Source organism: Youhaiella tibetensis (genome assembly GCF_008000755.1).
Lineage (GTDB): Bacteria > Pseudomonadota > Alphaproteobacteria > Rhizobiales > Devosiaceae > Paradevosia > Paradevosia tibetensis.
Genome location: NZ_CP041690.1, coordinates 3,822,158 through 3,840,667 on the forward strand (window position 1 = coordinate 3,822,158; position 18,510 = coordinate 3,840,667).

At 67.1% G+C, this 18,510-nt stretch carries 14 protein-coding genes; 8 read left to right on the forward strand and 6 right to left on the reverse strand.

The window, feature by feature from the left end:
* Positions 1-34: 34 nt before the first annotated feature.
* Both rocF and rocD read left to right on the forward strand, forming a co-directional pair.
* Positions 35-961 (forward strand): arginase, encoded by a 927-nt coding sequence (gene rocF / locus FNA67_RS18715; RefSeq protein ID WP_147657550.1) that lies wholly within the window; start codon positions 35-37, stop codon positions 959-961.
* A gap of 16 nt (positions 962-977) precedes the next feature.
* Positions 978-2,198 carry an ornithine--oxo-acid transaminase gene (gene rocD / locus FNA67_RS18720; RefSeq protein ID WP_147657553.1) on the forward strand — a complete coding sequence of 407 codons (1,221 nt, stop codon included), beginning with the start codon at positions 978-980 and terminating at the stop codon, positions 2,196-2,198.
* Here the strand turns inward: rocD and FNA67_RS18725 are convergent.
* The 5 genes from FNA67_RS18725 to FNA67_RS18745 form a co-directional block, all read right to left on the reverse strand.
* Positions 2,195-2,344 carry a hypothetical protein gene (locus FNA67_RS18725; protein WP_145976800.1) on the reverse strand — a complete coding sequence of 50 codons (150 nt, stop codon included), beginning with the start codon at positions 2,342-2,344 and terminating at the stop codon, positions 2,195-2,197. The genes rocD and FNA67_RS18725 overlap by 4 nt on opposite strands.
* Before the next feature lie 35 nt (positions 2,345-2,379).
* Positions 2,380-3,858, reverse strand: a complete 1,479-nt coding sequence (locus FNA67_RS18730) for an alpha/beta hydrolase (RefSeq protein ID WP_147657555.1) — start codon at positions 3,856-3,858, stop codon at positions 2,380-2,382.
* Positions 3,859-3,917: 59 nt separating this feature from the next.
* Positions 3,918-4,997: a helix-turn-helix domain-containing protein gene (locus FNA67_RS18735; RefSeq protein WP_147657557.1), complete on the reverse strand. Its 1,080-nt coding sequence runs from the start codon at positions 4,995-4,997 to the stop codon at positions 3,918-3,920.
* 193 nt (positions 4,998-5,190) lie between these two features.
* Entirely contained in the window at positions 5,191-5,487 is a 297-nt protein-coding gene (locus FNA67_RS18740; protein WP_082202247.1) for an SH3 domain-containing protein, read from the reverse strand.
* A 123-nt stretch (positions 5,488-5,610) separates the two neighbouring features.
* Positions 5,611-7,932: a Tex family protein gene (locus FNA67_RS18745; RefSeq protein ID WP_147657559.1), complete on the reverse strand. Its 2,322-nt coding sequence runs from the start codon at positions 7,930-7,932 to the stop codon at positions 5,611-5,613.
* 222 nt (positions 7,933-8,154) lie between these two features.
* Here FNA67_RS18745 and FNA67_RS18750 point away from each other — a divergent pair, with 222 nt between their 5' ends.
* On the forward strand, positions 8,155-10,530 hold the full coding sequence (locus tag FNA67_RS18750; protein WP_147657561.1) for a DUF3772 domain-containing protein: 2,376 nt from the start codon (positions 8,155-8,157) through the stop codon (positions 10,528-10,530).
* Positions 10,531-10,553: 23 nt separating this feature from the next.
* Here the strand turns inward: FNA67_RS18750 and FNA67_RS18755 are convergent, their stop codons facing one another.
* Positions 10,554-11,588: a trans-3-hydroxy-L-proline dehydratase gene (locus tag FNA67_RS18755; RefSeq protein WP_147657563.1), complete on the reverse strand. Its 1,035-nt coding sequence runs from the start codon at positions 11,586-11,588 to the stop codon at positions 10,554-10,556.
* 155 nt (positions 11,589-11,743) lie between these two features.
* Between FNA67_RS18755 and FNA67_RS18760 the strand changes: the two genes are divergently transcribed.
* From FNA67_RS18760 to FNA67_RS18780, 5 genes are all read left to right on the forward strand, one after another.
* Positions 11,744-12,781 carry an Ldh family oxidoreductase gene (locus tag FNA67_RS18760; protein ID WP_147657565.1) on the forward strand — a complete coding sequence of 346 codons (1,038 nt, stop codon included), beginning with the start codon at positions 11,744-11,746 and terminating at the stop codon, positions 12,779-12,781.
* Between the two features lie 116 nt (positions 12,782-12,897).
* Positions 12,898-13,953 (forward strand): LacI family DNA-binding transcriptional regulator, encoded by a 1,056-nt coding sequence (locus FNA67_RS18765; RefSeq protein ID WP_147657567.1) that lies wholly within the window; start codon positions 12,898-12,900, stop codon positions 13,951-13,953.
* A gap of 406 nt (positions 13,954-14,359) precedes the next feature.
* Positions 14,360-16,264 carry an ABC transporter substrate-binding protein gene (locus FNA67_RS18770; RefSeq protein ID WP_147657569.1) on the forward strand — a complete coding sequence of 635 codons (1,905 nt, stop codon included), beginning with the start codon at positions 14,360-14,362 and terminating at the stop codon, positions 16,262-16,264.
* Positions 16,265-16,361: 97 nt separating this feature from the next.
* Positions 16,362-17,348, forward strand: a complete 987-nt coding sequence (locus tag FNA67_RS18775) for an ABC transporter permease (protein ID WP_049706582.1) — start codon at positions 16,362-16,364, stop codon at positions 17,346-17,348.
* A 10-nt stretch (positions 17,349-17,358) separates the two neighbouring features.
* On the forward strand, positions 17,359-18,507 hold the full coding sequence (locus FNA67_RS18780; RefSeq protein ID WP_049708149.1) for an ABC transporter permease: 1,149 nt from the start codon (positions 17,359-17,361) through the stop codon (positions 18,505-18,507).
* Positions 18,508-18,510 lie beyond the last annotated feature (3 nt).

Sequence of the window (18,510 nt, forward strand, 5' to 3'; positions counted from 1 at the left end):
TCCTCTTCGCCGTCAACGAGGAGGCACCGCGCCCATGGACATCTCACTGCTCGGCATTCCGCTCGAAGCGGGCAACAGCGTGGCCGGGACTCTGATGGGACCAGCGGCACTGCGGACGGCGGGCATCGCCGCCATGCTGGACGGGCTCGGCCACCGCGTGCGCGACTTCGGCGACGTCGCCCCGCCCCTGCCTGCCGAGGGCACCCGGATCGCCGGCTGCCGCAATGCCGGTGAGATCAAGGCGTGGACGCGAGTCATCCACGACCGCAGCCTCGAAGTCCTCGGCCAGGGTGGCATCCCTATTTTCATGGGCGGCGACCACGCCCTTTCGATGGGCACGGTGAGCGCCGTCTCGCGTCACTGCGCCCGCGCCGAGCGCGACCTCGTCGTGCTCTGGCTCGATGCCCATGCCGATTTCAACACCCCGGCGACGACGCCCTCGGGCAACATGCACGGCATGTCGCTGGCCTTCCTCAACGGCGAGCCGAGCCTCGCCGCGCTGCTCGCACCGGGCGAACTGGTGCCGGTGCCGACGCGGGCCATCCATATCTTCGGGCTGCGCTCGATCGATATCGAGGAGCGCACGCGCCTCGACGATCACGGCATCGACTGCATCGACATGCGCGCCATCGACGAGAACGGCGTCTCCAACCTGCTCCGCACCCTTCTGGCCGGGCTCGATCCGGAGCGGACGCACCTGCATGTGAGCCTCGATGTCGACTTCCTCGACCCCGCGCTGGCCCCGGCCGTCGGCACCACGGTGCCGGGCGGCGCCACCTATCGGGAGGCTCATCTGATCATGGAGATGCTCCACGATTCCGGCCTCGTCGGCTCGCTCGACATCGTCGAGCTCAACCCGTTTCTCGACGAACGCGGCAAGAGCGCCCGGCTGCTCGCCGAGCTTGCCGCCAGCCTTTTCGGCCGCACCGTGCTCGACCGGCGCACCCGCCAGACAACCTGACCCAGGGAGGAGCGCCATGACGCTCACAAGTGCTGAATTCATCGCCATCGAGCACAAGTTCGGGGCCCGCAACTACAAGCCGCTCGACGTCGTGCTGACGCGCGGCGAGGGGGTCTATGTCTGGGATGTCGAGGGCAACCGCTACCTCGATTGCCTCTCGGCCTACTCGGCCGTCAACCAGGGCCACTGCCACCCCAGGATCCTGAAGGCCATGGTCGAGCAGGCCCACAAGCTCACCCTCACCTCACGTGCCTTCCGCAACGACCAGTTGGGGCTCTTCTACGAGGAACTGGCCGAACTCACCGGCGCCCACAAGGTGCTGCCGATGAACTCGGGCGCCGAAGCGGTCGAAACCGCCATCAAGGCGGTGCGCAAATGGGGCTACGAGGTCAAGGGCGTGCCCGAGGGCCAGGCCGAGATCATCGTGGCCGCCAACAATTTCCACGGGCGCACGCTCGGGATCGTCGGCTTTTCCACGGACCCCGACGCCCGCAACGGCTTCGGCCCCTTCGCCCCGGGTTTCCGCATCATCGACTTCGGCGACGCCGGGGCGCTCGAGCGCGCCATCACCCCCAACACCGTCGCCTTCCTGGTCGAACCCATCCAGGGCGAGGCGGGAGTGATCGTACCGCCCCCGGGCTATTTCCGCCGCGTGCGCGAGCTGTGCACGCGCCACGGGGTCACCCTCATCCTCGATGAGATCCAGACCGGGCTCGGGCGCACGGGAAAATTCCTCGCCGAGGAACACGAGGGCATCGAGGCCGACGTGACCCTGATCGGCAAGGCGCTTTCGGGCGGCTTCTACCCGGTCTCGGCCGTGCTTTCCAACAACGACGTCCTGGGCGTGCTCAAGCCCGGCCAGCACGGCTCGACCTTCGGCGGCAATCCGCTGGCCTGCGCGGTGGCGCGCGAAGCGCTCAAGGTGCTGGTCGAGGAAGGCATGATCGAAAATGCCGCCGCCATGGGCGAGCGCTTCCAGGCCGGGTTACGCGCCATGCGCTCCAATATCATCACCGAGGTGCGCGGACGCGGCCTGATGATCGCGGTGGAACTGGCCCCCGATGCGGGCGGGGCGCGGCCCTATTGCGAGGCATTGCAGGCCGAGGGGCTGCTGGCCAAGGATACGCACGGCGCGACCATCCGCTTCGCCCCGCCGCTGGTGATCACCGCCGACCAGGTGGACTGGGCCGTCGAGCGGATCGAGAAGGTGCTCTCCGCCCACACCGCGCTCAACTAGTGGTGCTTGAAGTACTGGACTTCCCGCTCGTGCTTCTCGGCCGCCGCGCGGCTGTCGAAGGTTCCCAGGTTCCGGCGCTTGCCGGTCTTGGGATCGACCTTGCGCGAATAGAGACGGTAATGCCCGTCCTTGAGCTTGCGGATCATGGCGCGTTCTCCTTTCGGCTGGAAAACGTCCCCGCTCAGTCCGCGTTCCCGGCCGGGGGCGAACCGAGCAGCTCGAGAATGGTCGCATAGACCAGCTTGGTATCGGCCTGCGGCTCGCCCGGATTGATGAGGTCGTGCGGCAGGAGCCGCGAAAGCGCCAGCGTCTTGACCGTGACCTCCTGCCCATGGGAGCGCCAGGAGGCGATGAGTTGCTGGGCGAGGGCATTGGAGACGGCGATATCGGCCGAGTTGAGGAGCATGCCGATCTGCTTGACCGCCGGCGGCCCCTGCCGGGCCCCCTCCTCCACCACGCGCCCCAGCCGCATCACCTGGGCCAGCGTGTGCACGGAGGGCGTGGGGAAGGCATAGGTCTGCGCATCCTCGCCCACCGTTTCGGTCGGATTCCACCAGAGCATGATGTCGGGCAGCATCAACGCCAGCGTATTGGCGGCATTGGTCGCCCAGGGCGGAATGACGTAGGGGCCGAGGAACGGCGAGACGGCGATGGCATTGGCGACATCGGGACGATACTGGGCGATCCAGGTGACGATGGTGCCGCCGGCCGACAGGCCCACCACCGCGACCTCGTCCCCCAACCCCTGCGCCAGGTCGACCGACTGGTTGGCCAGATCCACCAGGTCCTCGGCGGTGAGGTCCATGAGCGCCAGGGTGTCCGGATCGGCGAGCCCGTGGCCCTTCATGCGCGGCAGGTAGACATTGTAGCCCTGCGCGAAGAGCGCCTGCGCCAGCTCTTCCCCCTGCGCCGGGCAGGAGGTGAGGCCGTGGAAATAGATGACGACCCGCGCGACCTTGTGGCCATGGGTGAGCAACTGGGACGGGCAGCGCTCGTGAAGACCCAGCCCCGCCTCGTCCTTGCGGATCGCTTCGAACGCGGCCATGGCCTCCTCGTAACTGGCGGCCGGATTGCCGGGCTTGCCGTCAGGCACGAGGCTCCTGGCATTGGTCGGGATGACCGAGAGCGTGACGAACGAGCCGACCAGTAATGCGAGGATGATCGCCGCCACGACGCCGGCCAGTTGCGCGCCCTTGCCCACCACCGGCATCCACGGCGCCGCCTCGGCCTGCGGGCGCGAACGGTTGACCGCATAGGCGATGACCGCCCCGACCACCGCCATGATGAGCGTCATGGCAAAGCCGGTGATCATGAGCGTGAGCCCGGTGACGAGGATGATGCCGCGCACACGTTCGGAAAGCGTGCCGACCGTCGCCGCGTCGCGCTGCAGGAGCTCGGTGAGGGTGAAGACCACCGGGTAGCTGACCACCGCGATGATGATGCCGGTGGCCGCGCCCCGCCAGAGCGAACGCGGGCCGGGCCGCACCATGATGGCCCACCAGAGCAGCCACCCGGTCAGGAATACGCCGAGGAAAAGCGTGGCCCAGGTGACCAGCCCATCCTTGTTGCCCAGATCCCAGCTGACCTCGAAATGCAGCACATTGGCTGCCGCCAGCGCCGCGATCGCGAAGACCAGCCCCGCCAGGGCGCTCGCCCCCATTGCTCTAACCCAACCCAACTGGCCAGCCCCCTCAAACCCTCAGGACGATGCGCGCCGCCCTACCATTGCGGCAGCGGATGCAAGCCCCTGAGCAAACCCACAAGATCCTCCTCGCCCGCCGTCCCGTGGGTCGCCGCCGGCCGCATCGGCCCCTGCGAAGCCTCGCGCCGCACGTCGCTGGGCGTGTAGCCGAACTCGCGCTTGAAGGCGCGGCTGAACTCGGCGGCATCAAGGAACCCGCGATCGGCCGCGATGTCGGCGATACGCCGCTGGTCCTGGGTGTTGGCGAGGGAAATATGGGCATCGAGCAGGCGCCGGGCGCGAATGTAGTGCGCGATGCCCCCGGCCGGTTCGAACAGCCGGTAGAGCCGCGAACGCGACACCCCCAGCCGCCGGCAGATGAGATCGACATTGAGGCGCGGCGAAAGCAGCTCCTCCTGGATCAGCCGCCGCGCCCTTTCGAGCAGGGTCGCATCGATCGGGCGCTGGGCCTGGGCCAGCCGCTCGGTCGTCGGCGCCAGGCATGCGAGCAGCATCGTGCGCGTGGTGGCGAGGATGCTGGGGAGCTCGTCCTGGGTCAGCACCGGCAGCCGCCGCTCGAGATCGAGCAGGTAGTCGGCCAGCAGCAGCGAGAGCCCGTTGGTGAGTTCGCGCTCCTCGGCGCTATCGAGAATGCTGGTGGAATCGCCGCAGAATTCGCGGGGCACGAACAGGAAAAGCGCGTCGAGCGCGTCGGCCTTTCCCTCGAACTCGCCCCGGAAGGAAGCGACGCGCAGCACGCGCTGCGGCACCGAGTTTGCCTGGCCGCGCCGTCCGAGCGTCAGCGCGCCTTCGCGCACGAAGATGATGACCCAGTGATCGATGGAGTCGGCGCGCACATGGCGTGCCGTGCGCTGGAACTGGAAAGGCGCCGTCTTGTTCTGAAGCAGCGCGATACTGCCCAGGTTCCAGGCGCTCTCCTCGACGAGGAAGCCCTGGCTGGCATCGCCTGCCTGTGTCTCGATCAGCGGTGCCACCAGGCCCCGCCAATATTCGAACTGCTCCGACCGGGGGACGCAGGCGGTCGTGATATCCATCCGCGCCAGGCTGCCGCCGTCCTCCAGGCGATCGCGCGGTCTGCTGAGAAGAGTGTTGTGCATGGGTCCGCTCCCGCACGTCTCAGGGATGTTGTCTTCTCGCTCCGGGCCTCTCTTCGCCGGTTCCCGGTTCGCATGTCCTCCTCTGCCATCCGGCCGTCAGCCTAGGACAGTTCCGGCCAGGAATCCATGGCGACGGTCCATGGCATCGGCCCCGGGGGCGGGGCGACGCATCGTTCGAACCGAGGAGACCGGGTCAGCGCGGCTGGACGACCAGGCGCTTTAGGTATCGTTCCGAGACCCAGCCTTGCGGGCCCTCATGAACGATGAGGCAGAAATTGTTCCGGCAACGGATCACTTCCACTTCCTCGCCGCGGTGCAGGATATCGACCACCGGATACCGGGTGCCGGCGCCCTGGCGCACGTTGACGGTGGCCGTGGCCATCGCCAGGTTACCCGAAGGGCGCATCTGGGCGACGGCGGGCGCCACCTCGATGGACGCGGCCATGGCTACGCAGACAAGTAGAGGCCGCAGGATTGACGCTAACTGCATGCACTGCACTCCCTGAAGTCAGAGCGCGATCATAACCCCGGCCACCGGGGCCGCGATTGGTCCCCAGTCCAGATTTTTGGCTTTTCGTCCCGAAGCGCCGGAGAGGGCATGACGCCCTCCCCTCTACTTGCGCTTGAGGGCTTCCGACAGCGCCGCGCCCAGCGCCCCCTGGGAGGGCGGCGGGTTCCGGTCCCGCCCCTGGCCCGGACGGGGGGAGCCGCCGCACGGCGGTGGCTTGCCGCCGTCACGAGGGGGCTGCTGGCGCGCCTCCCCGCCGCCACCGTCCTTGCGCATGGTCAGCCCGATGCGCTTGCGCTTGACGTCGACCTCGACCACCCGGACCTTGACGATGTCGCCCGCCTTGACGACCTCATGGGCGTCCTTGACGAAACGGTCGGCCAGCTGGGACACGTGCACCAGGCCATCCTGGTGCACCCCGATATCGACGAACGCCCCAAAGGCGGCGACGTTGGTCACCGTGCCTTCCAGCATCATGCCAGGCTTCAGATCCTTGATGTCGTCCACGCCATCGGCGAACGTGGCGGTCTTGAAGGCCGGACGCGGATCGCGGCCGGGCTTTTCGAGTTCGGTGATGATGTCGCGCACCGTCGGCAGGCCGAACCGCTCATCGACGAAGACGCGCGGATCGAGCGCCTTGAGGGCGCCGCTGTCGCCCATCAGGGCCCGCACGTCCCGGCCGCAGGCGGATACGATCTTGCGCGCCACCCCATAGGCTTCCGGGTGCACCGCCGAAGCGTCCAGCGGCTCGCTGCCGTCCCGGATGCGCAGGAACCCGGCGCATTGCTCGAAGGTGCGCTGCCCCAGGCGCGTGACGCCGAGCAGGTCCTGGCGGCGCGCGAAGGGCCCGTTGGCATCGCGATGGGCCACGATCGCCTCGGCCAGCGAGGCGCCCAGGCCAGAGACACGGGCAAGGAGCGAGGCCGAGGCGGTGTTGAGATCGACCCCGACCACGTTCACAGCATCCTCGACCACCGCATCGAGCGCGCGGGCCAGACGATACTGGTCGACGTCGTGCTGGTACTGCCCCACCCCGATCGACTTGGGCTCGATCTTGACCAGTTCGGCCAGCGGATCCTGCAAACGCCTTCCGATGGAAACGGCGCCGCGCAGCGACACGTCCAGTTCGGGGAATTCTGCGGCTGCCGCCTCCGAGGCCGAATAGACCGAAGCCCCGGCCTCCGAGACGATGACCTTGAGCGGCTTGGGCGAGGGCAGGGCTGCCAGCATGTCGGCCACGAGCTTTTCCGTCTCGCGGCTGCCCGTGCCATTGCCGATGGCGATGAGTTCGACCCCGTGCCGGGCGACGAGCGCGGCCAGTTCGGCCTGCGTGCCACGCACGTCGTTGCGCGGTGGGAAGGGATAGACCGTGGTCGTTTCGACCAGCTTGCCCGTGCCATCCACCACCGCCACCTTGACGCCCGTGCGGATGCCCGGATCGAGCCCCATGGTCGGGCGCGACCCGGCCGGGGCGGCCAGCAGAAGGTCCTTGAGGTTGCGCGCGAAGACCTGGATTGCCTCTTCGCCGGCGCGCTCGCGCAGATCGCCCATCAGGTCGAGCGAGAGGTGGAGGGAGAGCTTGATGCGCCAGGTCCAGCCCGCGACTTCGAGCAGCCATTTGTCGCCGGGCAGGTCGCGCCCGACCTGATAGGCATCGGCCACCATGCGCACGGCGGGTTTGACGGTCGAGGTGTCGTCGGCGTCCACCTCGATCTCGAGGGAAAGCACGTCCTCGTTGCGGCCGCGCAGCATGGCCAGGGCACGGTGGCTCGGCACGTTGGCCCAGCGCTCGACATGGTCGAAATAGTCGGAGAACTTGGCGCCCTCCTCCTGCTTGCCATCGACGACGCGTGCCCGCAGGAAGGCCTTTTCCTTCATGTAGTTGCGCAACCGCCCGACGAGATCGGCATTCTCGGAGAACTGCTCGGCCACGATATCGCGCGCCCCTTCGAGCGCCGCCTTGACGTCGGCGACATCCTCGCTGAGGTAGGATTGGGCCAGTTCGGCCGGCACCAGCCGCCGGTCGGCGAGGATCGCCTCGGCCAGCGGCCCCAGTCCGCGCTCGCGCGCGATCTCGGCCTTGGTGCGGCGCTTGGGCTTATAGGGCAGGTAGATATCCTCGAGTTCGGCCTTGGTGACGGCTCCGGCGATCCGCGCCTCGAGATCGTCAGTGAGCTTGCCCTGCTCGCGGATGGACTGGAGGATGCTGTCGCGCCGCGCGTCCAGCTCGCGCAGATATCCCAGGCGCTCCGAGAGCGTGCGCAATTGCGTATCGTCGAGCCCGCCGGTGACTTCCTTGCGGTAGCGCGCCACGAACGGCACGGTCGCCCCTTCGTCCAGCAGTCCGATCGCTGCCGCCGCCTGCTCGGGGCGGGCGCTGATTTCGGTGGCGATGAGGGCGGCGAGGCGCTTGACGTCGGTGGCCATGGATAACCCGGAATCGATATTGGGAGCGCGAACATAGTGGCAATGGCCTGCCCCTGCCAGCAGGCTTCGCCCCTGTGCAAGAACCTGTGACTTTCGGGCGAACCGGGCGCCAAACCCGGCTTTAGCGGCCGCCTTTGCCCGGAAAATCGCCCCGAAGCTATTGAAGAACAGGGCCGAAGCGGTCCAAATCGGTCCGGTGTCATCAGGTACGAGGAGAGTGATGTGAGCAGATACGGACAACGGATCGGGCTTTCGGGCCTGGCTTTGGTCGCCGCCCTGCTCATGGCGTTCTGGATCTCTCCCCTGCAGGCGCAGGACGCCTCCCCCTCCACGCTCGGCGTCGCCGGCTGGTCGCAATCGGCCAAGGACGCCGAAGCGGCGCTCAACAATCGCTACATCTCAGACGCCGATCTCGATGCGGTGCGCGAACGCGTCGCCTCCGACCGTGAAAAGGCCCGCAAGGTCATGGAGGCGGGAAGCGTCGAGGCCCGGGCGCTCCAGGCCCAGCTCGACGTGCTCGGCCCAGCTCCCGACCCCGCCGACTCCGAGCCCGAGCCGCTGCGCAAGCAGCGCCAGGCGCTCGAGCTGGCCATCGCCGAAGCCAATACCCCGGTCGTGCAGGCCGAAATGGCCTTCCGCCGCGCCGATGCGCTGGTCAAGGAACTCGACAACGAAATCCGCGTCCGCAAGAACAGCCAGCTCCTCTCGGGCGGCCCCTCCCCGCTCCTGCCCAACACATGGCTGGCCGCCTTCACCGAAGGCTCGTCCTTCTTCGTCAAATCGGTGACCGATATCGGCCGCTACATCGTCAGCCCCTCGGACGGCGTGCGCACGATCCAGCAGATCATCCTGGGCGCCATCATCCTCATCGCGGGCGGAGCGGTGTTCTTCTTCAGCTATCGCGGCTTGCTCAAGCGGTTCGAGACGCCGCCGGAGGGCAAGCGCCACCGCCGCCGCTGGGTGCTGATGGTGGGGGCCAGCTATATCACGCGCCTCGTGGTACCCATGGCCGGCGCCTATATGGTGGTCGCAGCCATCTTCATGCTCGGCCTCGTGAGTTCGACCGAGGGCGAACTGGGCGCCGTGCTGATCCTCGCCCCCTTCGCGCTCATCGGCGCACATTGGCTGGGCACGGTGGTGTTCGCGCCGAGCTCCCCCGCCCTGCGCTTCGTGGGCGTGGACGATGCCAGCGCCCGTTCCGGCCGCCGCTTCTGCGACGGACTGGGCTGGACGCTCGTCGCCGGCACGGCGCTCGAAGCCGCCAAGGCCGGCTACCGCTTCACCCCGGGCGCACTGGCGGTCTATTCGGCCATCGTCGTGCTGCTCGGCACCTTCTGCCTCTGGGGCCTGGCCCGCGTACTGCTCTCGGCCAAGGACGACCCGGACAGCATTCCGGCCAATGACGGGCTGATGAGCCAGAACATCCTCATCGCCATCGCCCGCCTGATCCAGCTCTCGGTGGCTGCGGCGCTCGGGGCGACGCTCATCGGCTTCACCCAGCTCGCCCAGCAGGCGCTCTTCCCGATGATCCTGTCGCTGGGCCTGGTGGTGGTCTCGCTCGTGACCCAATCGGTGCTGGTGGTGGCGATCCACGCCCTCATGGGCATCCGGCCGGTCAAGAACCAGGAACTGATGGGCCTCCTGCCGCTCATCATCGGCCTCATCGTCTTCCTCGCCTCGCTGCCGCTCTACGCCATCATCTGGGGCGCGCGGGTGACCGACCTCTCGGAGGCCTGGATCCTTGCCAGCCAGGGCGTCGACCTGGGCGGGGTGCGCCTCTCGGCCAATGCGCTGCTGACGGTGGTCGTGGTCTTCGTCGTCGGCCTGCTGCTGACGCGCTGGCTCCAGCGCTTCCTGCAATCCTCGGTGCTGCCGCGCACCCGCATGGACACCGGCGGGCGCAACGCCGTGCTGACCGGCGTGGGCTACCTGGGCGTCGTCGCCGCCGTCTTGCTGGCGGTGTCCCTCGCCGGGCTCGACCTTTCCAACCTCGCCATCGTCGCCGGCGCCCTCTCGGTCGGCATCGGTTTTGGCCTGCAGGCCGTGGTCTCCAATTTCGTCTCGGGCATCATCCTGCTGGTGGAACGCCCGGTGAAGGAGGGCGACTGGATCGAGGTGGCCGGCCAGACCGGCATCGTGCGCAAGATCTCGGTCCGCTCCACCCGCATCGAGACCTTCGACCGCCACGACGTCATCGTCCCCAATTCCGAGCTGATCTCGGGCGTGGTCAAGAACATGGTGCTGTCCTCGCGCATCGGGCGCGTGGTGGTGCCGGTGGGCGTCGCCTATGGCTCTGACCTCGAGGCGACAAAGACCGTGCTGCTGGGCGCGGCGACCGGCCACAAGGACGTGCTCAAGTATCCCGAGCCGTCGGTGTTCTTCATGGGGCTGGGCGACAGCGCCCTCAATTTCGAACTGCGCTGCTTCGTTGGGGAAATCTTCAACGGCGCCTCGGTCAAGTCCGACCTGCTGTTCACCATCTACGATGGCCTGGGCAAGGCCGGCATCGAGATTCCCTTCCCGCAGCGCGACCTGCACGTGCGCTCCATGCCCGAGGCGTTCCGCCCCGCGCCCGAACAGCCCCCGACGACGCAGTAGGGCGCCGTCGGCCGGGCGGCGGCCTAGTCGCCGAGCATCGGCCAGGTATCGGCCAGCCGGTATCCCGACGGCCAGGGATCGCTCGGGTCGAGCATGAGCTGGCTCGTGCCCGTCACCCAGGCCCGCCCCGAGATCACGGGGCGGATCGCCGGGCGACCGGCGATCTCGATATCGGCCGCGACATGGCAACGGAATTCGGAATCGATGATCGAGCGGCCGATGAAGGTCTCCCCGATCTCGATCTGGCCGCGGGCCCGCAGCACCGCCATGCGGGCCGAGCAACCCGTGCCGGTGGGCGAGCGGTCGATCTTGCCGGGGCGGATGACCACCGCGTTCTTGCCGACCAGCACGCCGTTCTCACGCGCCACGGGCGCGGCGATCTGGCAGAACGAGATATGGGACCAGTCCGGGTTCTGCGGATGCACGAAGCCCAGCTGCGCGTTGGCGGCAGCGGTGATGGCGATGCCGGTTTCGGTGAGGTCGCGCGCCTCGTCCGGCGTCAGCGCGAAGCCGAGCGCGGCCGCATCGACGATGACGAAACTGTCCCCGCCATAGGCGGTATCGACGGTGAACGTGCCGAGGCCCTCGACCTCGATGCTGGCGCCGAGCCTGTCCACGAACGAGGGGACATTGGTGACGGTGATGCGCTCGGCCTTGCCGTTCCGGCAATCGGCGGTGACGTCCACCACCCCGCCCGGAGCCTCGAGCACCATATGGGTCTGCGGCTCCTCCATGGGGATGATGCCGGTATCGAGCAGGACCGTGGAAACGCAGATCGAGTTGGAGCCCGACATCGGCGGCGTGTCGGCCGGCTCCATGATGATCCAGCCGATCTGCGCCCGCGGATCCTTGGCCGGCACCAGCAGGTTCACATGCCTGAAGACGCCGCCGCGCGGCTCGTTGAGCACGAAATTGCGCAGCGTCTCGTCCCTGGCGATGAAGCGCGACTGCTCCCAGAGCGTCTCGCCCGGCGGCGGCAGCACGCCCCCGACAATGACGTCGCCCACTTCCCCTTCGGCATGGGCGCCCACCACGTGAATGACCTTGCTCGATCGCATCGTCCTGGCTCCTGGCAGTCTTCGCCGCCCATCAATGGCACCATCGCGCCATCGATGCGAGCCTCCCCGCATGCACGAGCGCCCCAGGCAGCTTTCCGCTCCTGCCATGGCGCGCTAGATTTCCGATCAACAGTCCCGAGCAGAAACCCGGAATTATGACGGACCCCGCCCACCCGCAATCGGAAGACACCAAGGTCCTCGACCTCGCCCAACTGACGGACCTGCTCGAACGCGTTTTCCTGCGCGCGGGCGCCAGCCCCGATGTGGCTGCAATCCTGGCCCGCAACTGCGCCGGGTGTGAAAGGGACGGCGCGGCCTCCCACGGCATCTTCCGCATACCGGGCTACCTGTCCTCGATCGCGAGCGGCTGGGTGGACCCGCGGGCGCAGCCGCGCGTCGAGGACATCGGCGCGGCCATGGTCCGCGTGGATGCCATGAACGGCTTTGCCCAACCCGCGCTGGCCGCCGCGCGAAGCCTCGTGCTGGCCAAGGTCCGGGACGCTGGCGCGGCGGTACTCGCCATCCGCAACTCGCACCATTTCAGCGCGCTCTGGCCCGACGTCGAGCCCTTCGCCGATGAAGGGCTCCTCGCCATCAGCATGACCAACAGCTTCGCCTGCGCGGTGCCGCACGGCGCGCAGAGCCCCGTATTCGGCACCAACCCCATCGCCTACGCGGCGCCGCGCCTGGGCGGCCCGCCGCTGGTGGCCGACCTGGCGACCAGTTCGATGTCCAATGGCGACGTGCAGATCGCGGCGCGCGAAGGCCGGCAATTGCCGCAGGGCTATGCCGTGGACGGCGAAGGCCGGCCGACCACCGATCCGCAGACCGTCCTCGATTCCGGTGCGCTGCTGACTTTCGGCGGCCACAAGGGTTCGGCCATTTCGCTGATGATCGAGCTCCTGGGCGCCGCGCTCACCGGCGGGCAGTTTTCGTTCGAGGTGGATTGGTCGGCCTATCCCGGCGCCCAGACGCCCCACACCGGACAGCTCTTCATCGTCATCGATCCCGATCGCGGCAATCCGGGTAATTTCGCTGCCCGGGCCGAAACGCTGGTGGAGCGACTGCTCGATGCCGGCATGTCGCGCCTGCCCGGCACGCGCCGCTACCAGCAGCGCGAAAAGTCCGAGAGGAGCGGCATCGCCATTCCGCTCGCCGCCTACCAGCGGCTCGAGCAACTGGCGGCGGACTGAACCGGCGCAGGTCTTTTCGGGCACCGGCCGCATGCAATTTGCCGCTAACGCTTGCGCGCCTCACGCGCCTGGCCGAAAACAGGGCCCGGTTGGGGGCGATTGCATGGGCAAGCATTGTGAAGAATGAGCAGGGACGCAAGGTCGGCATCAAGGACGTGGCGGACCGGGCCGAAGTGGCGGTATCCACCGTCTCCCACGTCCTCAACGGCACCGCCCCGATCTCCCCGGAAGTGCGCGCCCGGGTCCTCGACGCCGCCAGCGCCATCGGCTACCTCGCCAAGCGCCGCGAGAAGGCCGCCATCGCGGTGCTGCGCAGCGTGCTGCTGGCCGTCCCCAGCGACACCCTGCCCCATAACGAGCACAACCTCTATTCCTGGACCCTGCTTTCCACGCTGATGCGCGAATGCGAGCGGCGCGCCATCCACATCGTTCCGCTCGAAGTCGACAGGCCCAGGGTGAGCGGCGCGCGGCTTGTGGAGCGGGCGCGCGCCGCCAAGGTCGACGGCATCCTGCTGCTCAACGATGACCGTCGCGAACTCCTGCACGAGATCGCCGAGGCCCGCATTCCCGCCGTCCTGATGAACGGGGAGGACCAGGAGATGCAGATCGACAGCGTCACGCCCGGCAACCGCTTCGCGGCGCAATACGCCACCAACTGGCTGATCCAGCAGGGCCATCGCAGCATCATGCACCTGACCTGGGAGGGCCGCAGCACGATTCGCCGGCGCCGGGACGGCTTCCTCGATGCCTTCCGCGCCAACGGCCTGTCGCTCGAAACCGCCTATATCCATCATGCCGCCGGCTACATGCCCGAAATGGCCGAGGCCGCCATCGACCGCTGGATCGAAAGGCACGAGGGGATGGGCGGCATCACCGCCATCTTCTGCGCCGCCGACAACCTGGCGCTCGGCGTGATGAAATCCCTGCGCCGCAATAGCTTCGCCATGCCCGAGGACGTTTCCGTCATCGGCTTTGACGGGGTGGCGCTGGGAGAGCTCACCTCCCCGCCCCTGACGACGGTCAGCGTGCCGCTCGAGCACATGGGCAATGCCGCCCTGCACCTGCTCGAGCAGCGCATCGTCAACGCCAACACCGTGCTTCCGGCCCATCGCCTGGAGCTCGGGTGCAAGCTGACGATAAGGGGCAGCGCGCAGACCCTGACCAGCCGCTGACGGGGTGGAAACCAGACCATCTTCGGGAAGATCGCCACCGTAAGTAACCAGTCGGTGAATTTTTCAACCCCTGCTTCGGCGCGTTCCATGACCTGGCCGGAACACCCTAGCGCGTTGATATTCATGCCGATCTTCCATACCAGCCGCCCGACCATGACCGGCAGATGACAGCAATGAAAATTGTTTCATATTGCGCCGCTCGTTAACAGCCGCAAAGATAGGCCCGTGATCAGCACAATCGCCAATAAGCAAGGACACATTGCTGAGGCGCCGTGCCGGTCCAGGAGGGGAAGGGAGGGGCATGCAAATATTTTTGCGAGGTAGCCGAGCACTTCCAGCGAGCACCATGCGCGAGCCTATGTCACCGGTTGGTTACATGGCGACGCTCAATTGGAGGAAGACGTCAATGAATACCAGGAAATGGATCGCGACGATCGCGACGGCGGTTCTGGCGACGACGGCGATGACCGGCATCGCCTTGGCTTTTCAGGAAGCACCCATGCTGGCCGACATGGTCAAGGCGGGCAAGCTTCCTCCCGTCGATGAGCGGTTGCCCGCTCACCCGACGGTCGTGGACGCACTCTCGGTGGGCCAGTATGGCGGCACCTGGCATCGCGCCTATAGCGGCCCGGGCGACCGCTGGGGCCCGACCAAGCTGATGGAAGAGCGCGTGCTCAAATGGACGGCCGACCCGGGCGGAGAGGCCGTGCTCAAGCCGGGCTACATCGAGAGCTATTCGGTCAACGACAATTCCACCGAGTTCACCTTCACCCTGCTCGAAGGCCTCAAATGGTCGGACGGGCAGCCGGTGACCACCGAGGATGTCGAGTTCTGGTACAAGGACGTGTTCCTCAATCCCGACATCGTCCCCAATATCGACCCGACCTTTGCCCCGGGCGGCAAGCCGCTCGAGCTCAAGATCGTCGACGACCGCACGTTCACGATCAAGTTCGCCCAGCCCTATGTCTACTTCCTGCAGATCCTGGCCAAGGATTCGACGGGCGAGCCGAGCCTCGACCGCCCGAGCTTCCTGTTCCCCAAGCACTACCTGAGCCAGTTCAACAACCACTACGCCAGCGAGGACGAGCTCGCCGCCGCGGCCAAGAAGTTCGGCGTCGAGAAATGGACGGGCCTGTGGGGCTCCAAGGGCGTCGCCACCGCCTGGTGGGTCAATCCCGACCTGCCCGTGCTTACGGCCTGGAAGATCGAAACCCCGGCGCCGGCCGAAGTCGTCACCATGGTTCGCAACCCCTACTATTACGCGGTGGACCAGGACGGTAACCAGCTGCCCTATATCGACCGCATCGAGCACCGCCTGTTCCAGGACCCGGAAACGCTCAACCTGATGGTCGCCCAGGGGCAGATCGACATGCAGGCCCGCTACATGGGCCTGGACAACTACACCTTCTACAAGGAGAACGAGGCACGCGGCGGCTACAATGTCGTGTCGGGCCGCGACTCCAACGTCTGGTCGATCATCCCGAACCTGACGGTCAAGGACAAGGTCCTCCAGGACCTCTTCCAGAACCGCGATTTCCGCCACGCCCTCTCGGTCGCGGTGGATCGGGAAGCCATCGTGGACCTGACCCAGTCCGGCCTAGCCTACCCCATCCAGACGGCGCCGGTGAACGGCTCGCCCTACCACAAGGACGAGCTCTCCTCCCACTGGACCGAGTACGATCCGGACCAGGCCGACAGCCTGCTGGATTCGGTCGGCCTCACCGAACGCGACAGCGCCGGGTTCCGCCTGCGCCCCGACGGCCAGCGCCTGAGCCTGACCATCGAGGCCAACGACGCCGCCCACGCCAAGACGCTCGAGATCCTCGCCGACATGTTCGCCGATGTCGGGATCGAGCTTCTGCCGCGCGTCATCGACCGCACCCAGTGGGACAACAACCGCGACAACAACGACTTCCAGCTCCAGTGGATGCCGTTCGACCGCCTCACCTACGTGCCGGCCGACCCGCGCCTGATGCTGGGCAGCCAGTCCTACGGCAACGAATACTTCAAGTGGTACCAGACCAAGGGCGAAAGCGGCACCGAGCCGCCTGCCGACAGCGCCGTACGGGCCATGTTCGCCTCCTGGGACAAGGCCTCCCAGTCCCTGTCGGTCGAGGAAGCCGACACGGCCGTCAACCAGATGATCGCCGACTTCGTGGATGCCGGCTACGTCATCGGTGTCTATGGCGGGGGCGTGGTGGTCAACATCGTCTCGGACAAGATGCACAACGTGCAGCCCGACCTGGTCCAGGACGACATCTTCCGCGGCGTGGGCATTGCGCGCACGCAGCAGTTCTGGATGGATAAGTAAAAACCAAGACCAGATCCGGGGCGGTTCGCCGTCCCGGGTCGCCCATCGGGCTTAGGCCAACAACTGCAACAGCACTTGGCCTGGGGGAGGAACAGCCATGATCGCCTTTATCGTTCGGCGCGCCCTACTGGCGATCCCGACGCTCGCCTTTATCTCGTTCGTCGCTTTCGTGATCATCCAGCTTCCGCCGGGCGACTACATCACCGCCTACGCGGCCGAACTGCGCCACCAGGGTGAATACATCACCGAGGCGCAGGAGGCCGCGCTGCGCGCCCAGTACGGGCTCAACGACCCCATGCTGGTGCAATACTGGCGCTGGATATCCAACATCGTCTTCCGGGGCGACTTCGGCTATTCGCTGCAGTGGAACGCGCCGGTTTCCTCCCTCATCTGGGACCGGCTCGCCATCACGCTGGCGATCTCCACCCTCAGCCTCGTCTTCACCTGGATCATCGCCATCCCGGTCGGCGTCTATTCGGCGACACGGCAATATTCGGTGCTGGACTACGTCTTCACCGTCTTCGGCTTTCTCGGCAAGGGCATCCCCGATTTCCTTCTCGCCCTGATCCTGATGTGGATCAGCTTCGTCTATCTCAACCTCGACGTCGGCGGGCTGTTCTCGGCGCAGTACCAGAGCGCTCCCTGGAGCATGGACAAGTTCGTCAACCTCCTCCAGCACCTCTGGATTCCCCTGGTCGTTCTGGCGACGGGCGGCGCTGCCGGGCTCATCCGCGTCATGCGCGCCAACATGCTCGACGAACTGGGCAAGCCCTATGTCGAGACCGCCTACGCGCAGGGGTTGAGCGAAGCGCGCGTGGTCTGGGGCTATCCCGTGCGCGTGGCCCTCAACCCCTTCATCTCGACCGTGGGCTGGGCCCTGCCGGCGCTGTTCTCGGGCGACATCGTCACCGCCGTCGTCCTCAACCTGCCCACCACCGGCCCGCTGCTGCTGCAGGCCCTCAAGATGCAGGACATGTACCTGGCGGGCAGCTTCATTCTCGTGCTCAGCGTCTTCACCGTTATCGGCACGCTGGTCTCGGACATCCTTCTGGCGTGGTTCGACCCGCGCATTCGCTACGCGTGAGGTGCTCGCCATGACCGAACAGACGATCCCCTCCAACACCGACGCCAAGGGCAAGGCGAACGCTGCCGACCGCAAGGAGGAGCTGTTCACCGCCAAGCCGTGGCAGCTCATCTGGCGCCGCTTTTCCCGTCACACGCTGGCGGTGATCTCGATGTGGTTCCTGGGCCTGTTGATCGTTTCGGCGATCTTCGCCGACATGGTCGCCCCCTATAGCCCCTTCGAGGTGCAGCGCCTGCGGACCCTGGCCCCGCCCACCCCGATCCACCTCTTCCACGAGGGCCAGTTCGTCGGTCCCTTCGTCTACGGCCTGGCGCGGGAGCGCGATCCCGAGACCGCCCGCGTCACCTTCACCGCCGATACCAACAAGGTGCTGCCGATCCGCCTCTTCGTGCGGGGCGACGAATACAGCTTCTTCGGCCTCTTCACCTCCGACATCCGCCTTTTCGGCGTCGAGGACCGGCGCAACCAGATCAACCTGCTGGGCACGGACGACCTGGGGCGCGATGTCTTCTCCCGGTTGCTCCACGGCGCGCGCGTCAGCCTTTCGGCCGGCCTCGTCGGCGTCGCCTTCGCCTTCGTGCTCGGGCTCACGCTCGGCTCGATCTCGGGCTATTTCGGCGGCTGGATCGACAGCTCCATCCAGAGGCTGATGGAGTTCATCCGCTCCATCCCCACCATCCCGCTCTGGATGGGCCTGGCGGCGGCCCTGCCCGTCGCCTGGGACCCGCTCTTCGTCTACGTGCTCATCACGCTCATCCTGGCCCTCATCGGCTGGACGCACCTGGCGCGCGTCGTGCGCGGGCAGTTCTTCGCCATCCGCAACGAGGACTATGTCCTCGCCGCGCGCCTCGCCGGAGCGACCGAGTTCCGGATCATCACCAAGCACATGCTTCCCTCCATGACCTCCTACATCATCGCCGCGCTGACCCTGGCGGTGCCGGACATGATCCTGGGCGAGACGGCGCTGAGCTTCCTGGGGCTCGGCCTGCGGCCGCCCGTCGTCAGCTGGGGCGTGCTGCTGCAGGATGCGCAGAACCTGCGCTCGATCTCACTCGCCCCCTGGCTGCTTTCGCCCGGCATCGCGGTCGTGCTGACCGTGCTTGCCTTCAACTTCCTTGGCGACGGCCTGCGCGACGCCGCCGACCCCTATGGGCAGTAGAGC

Bases quoted from the DNA above. Each gene is read 5' to 3' on its own strand.
- rocF (WP_147657550.1), top strand. From the start codon at position 35: ATGGACATCTCACTGCTCGGCATTCCGCTCGAAGCGGGCAACAGCGTG.
- rocD (WP_147657553.1), top strand. From the start codon at position 978: ATGACGCTCACAAGTGCTGAATTCATCGCCATCGAGCACAAGTTCGGG.
- FNA67_RS18725 (WP_145976800.1), bottom strand. From the start codon at position 2,344: ATGATCCGCAAGCTCAAGGACGGGCATTACCGTCTCTATTCGCGCAAG.
- FNA67_RS18730 (WP_147657555.1), bottom strand. From the start codon at position 3,858: ATGGGGGCGAGCGCCCTGGCGGGGCTGGTCTTCGCGATCGCGGCGCTG.
- FNA67_RS18735 (WP_147657557.1), bottom strand. From the start codon at position 4,997: ATGCACAACACTCTTCTCAGCAGACCGCGCGATCGCCTGGAGGACGGC.
- FNA67_RS18740 (WP_082202247.1), bottom strand. From the start codon at position 5,487: ATGCAGTTAGCGTCAATCCTGCGGCCTCTACTTGTCTGCGTAGCCATG.
- FNA67_RS18745 (WP_147657559.1), bottom strand. From the start codon at position 7,932: ATGGCCACCGACGTCAAGCGCCTCGCCGCCCTCATCGCCACCGAAATC.
- FNA67_RS18755 (WP_147657563.1), bottom strand. From the start codon at position 11,588: ATGCGATCGAGCAAGGTCATTCACGTGGTGGGCGCCCATGCCGAAGGG.
- FNA67_RS18760 (WP_147657565.1), top strand. From the start codon at position 11,744: ATGACGGACCCCGCCCACCCGCAATCGGAAGACACCAAGGTCCTCGAC.
- FNA67_RS18770 (WP_147657569.1), top strand. From the start codon at position 14,360: ATGAATACCAGGAAATGGATCGCGACGATCGCGACGGCGGTTCTGGCG.
- FNA67_RS18775 (WP_049706582.1), top strand. From the start codon at position 16,362: ATGATCGCCTTTATCGTTCGGCGCGCCCTACTGGCGATCCCGACGCTC.
- FNA67_RS18780 (WP_049708149.1), top strand. From the start codon at position 17,359: ATGACCGAACAGACGATCCCCTCCAACACCGACGCCAAGGGCAAGGCG.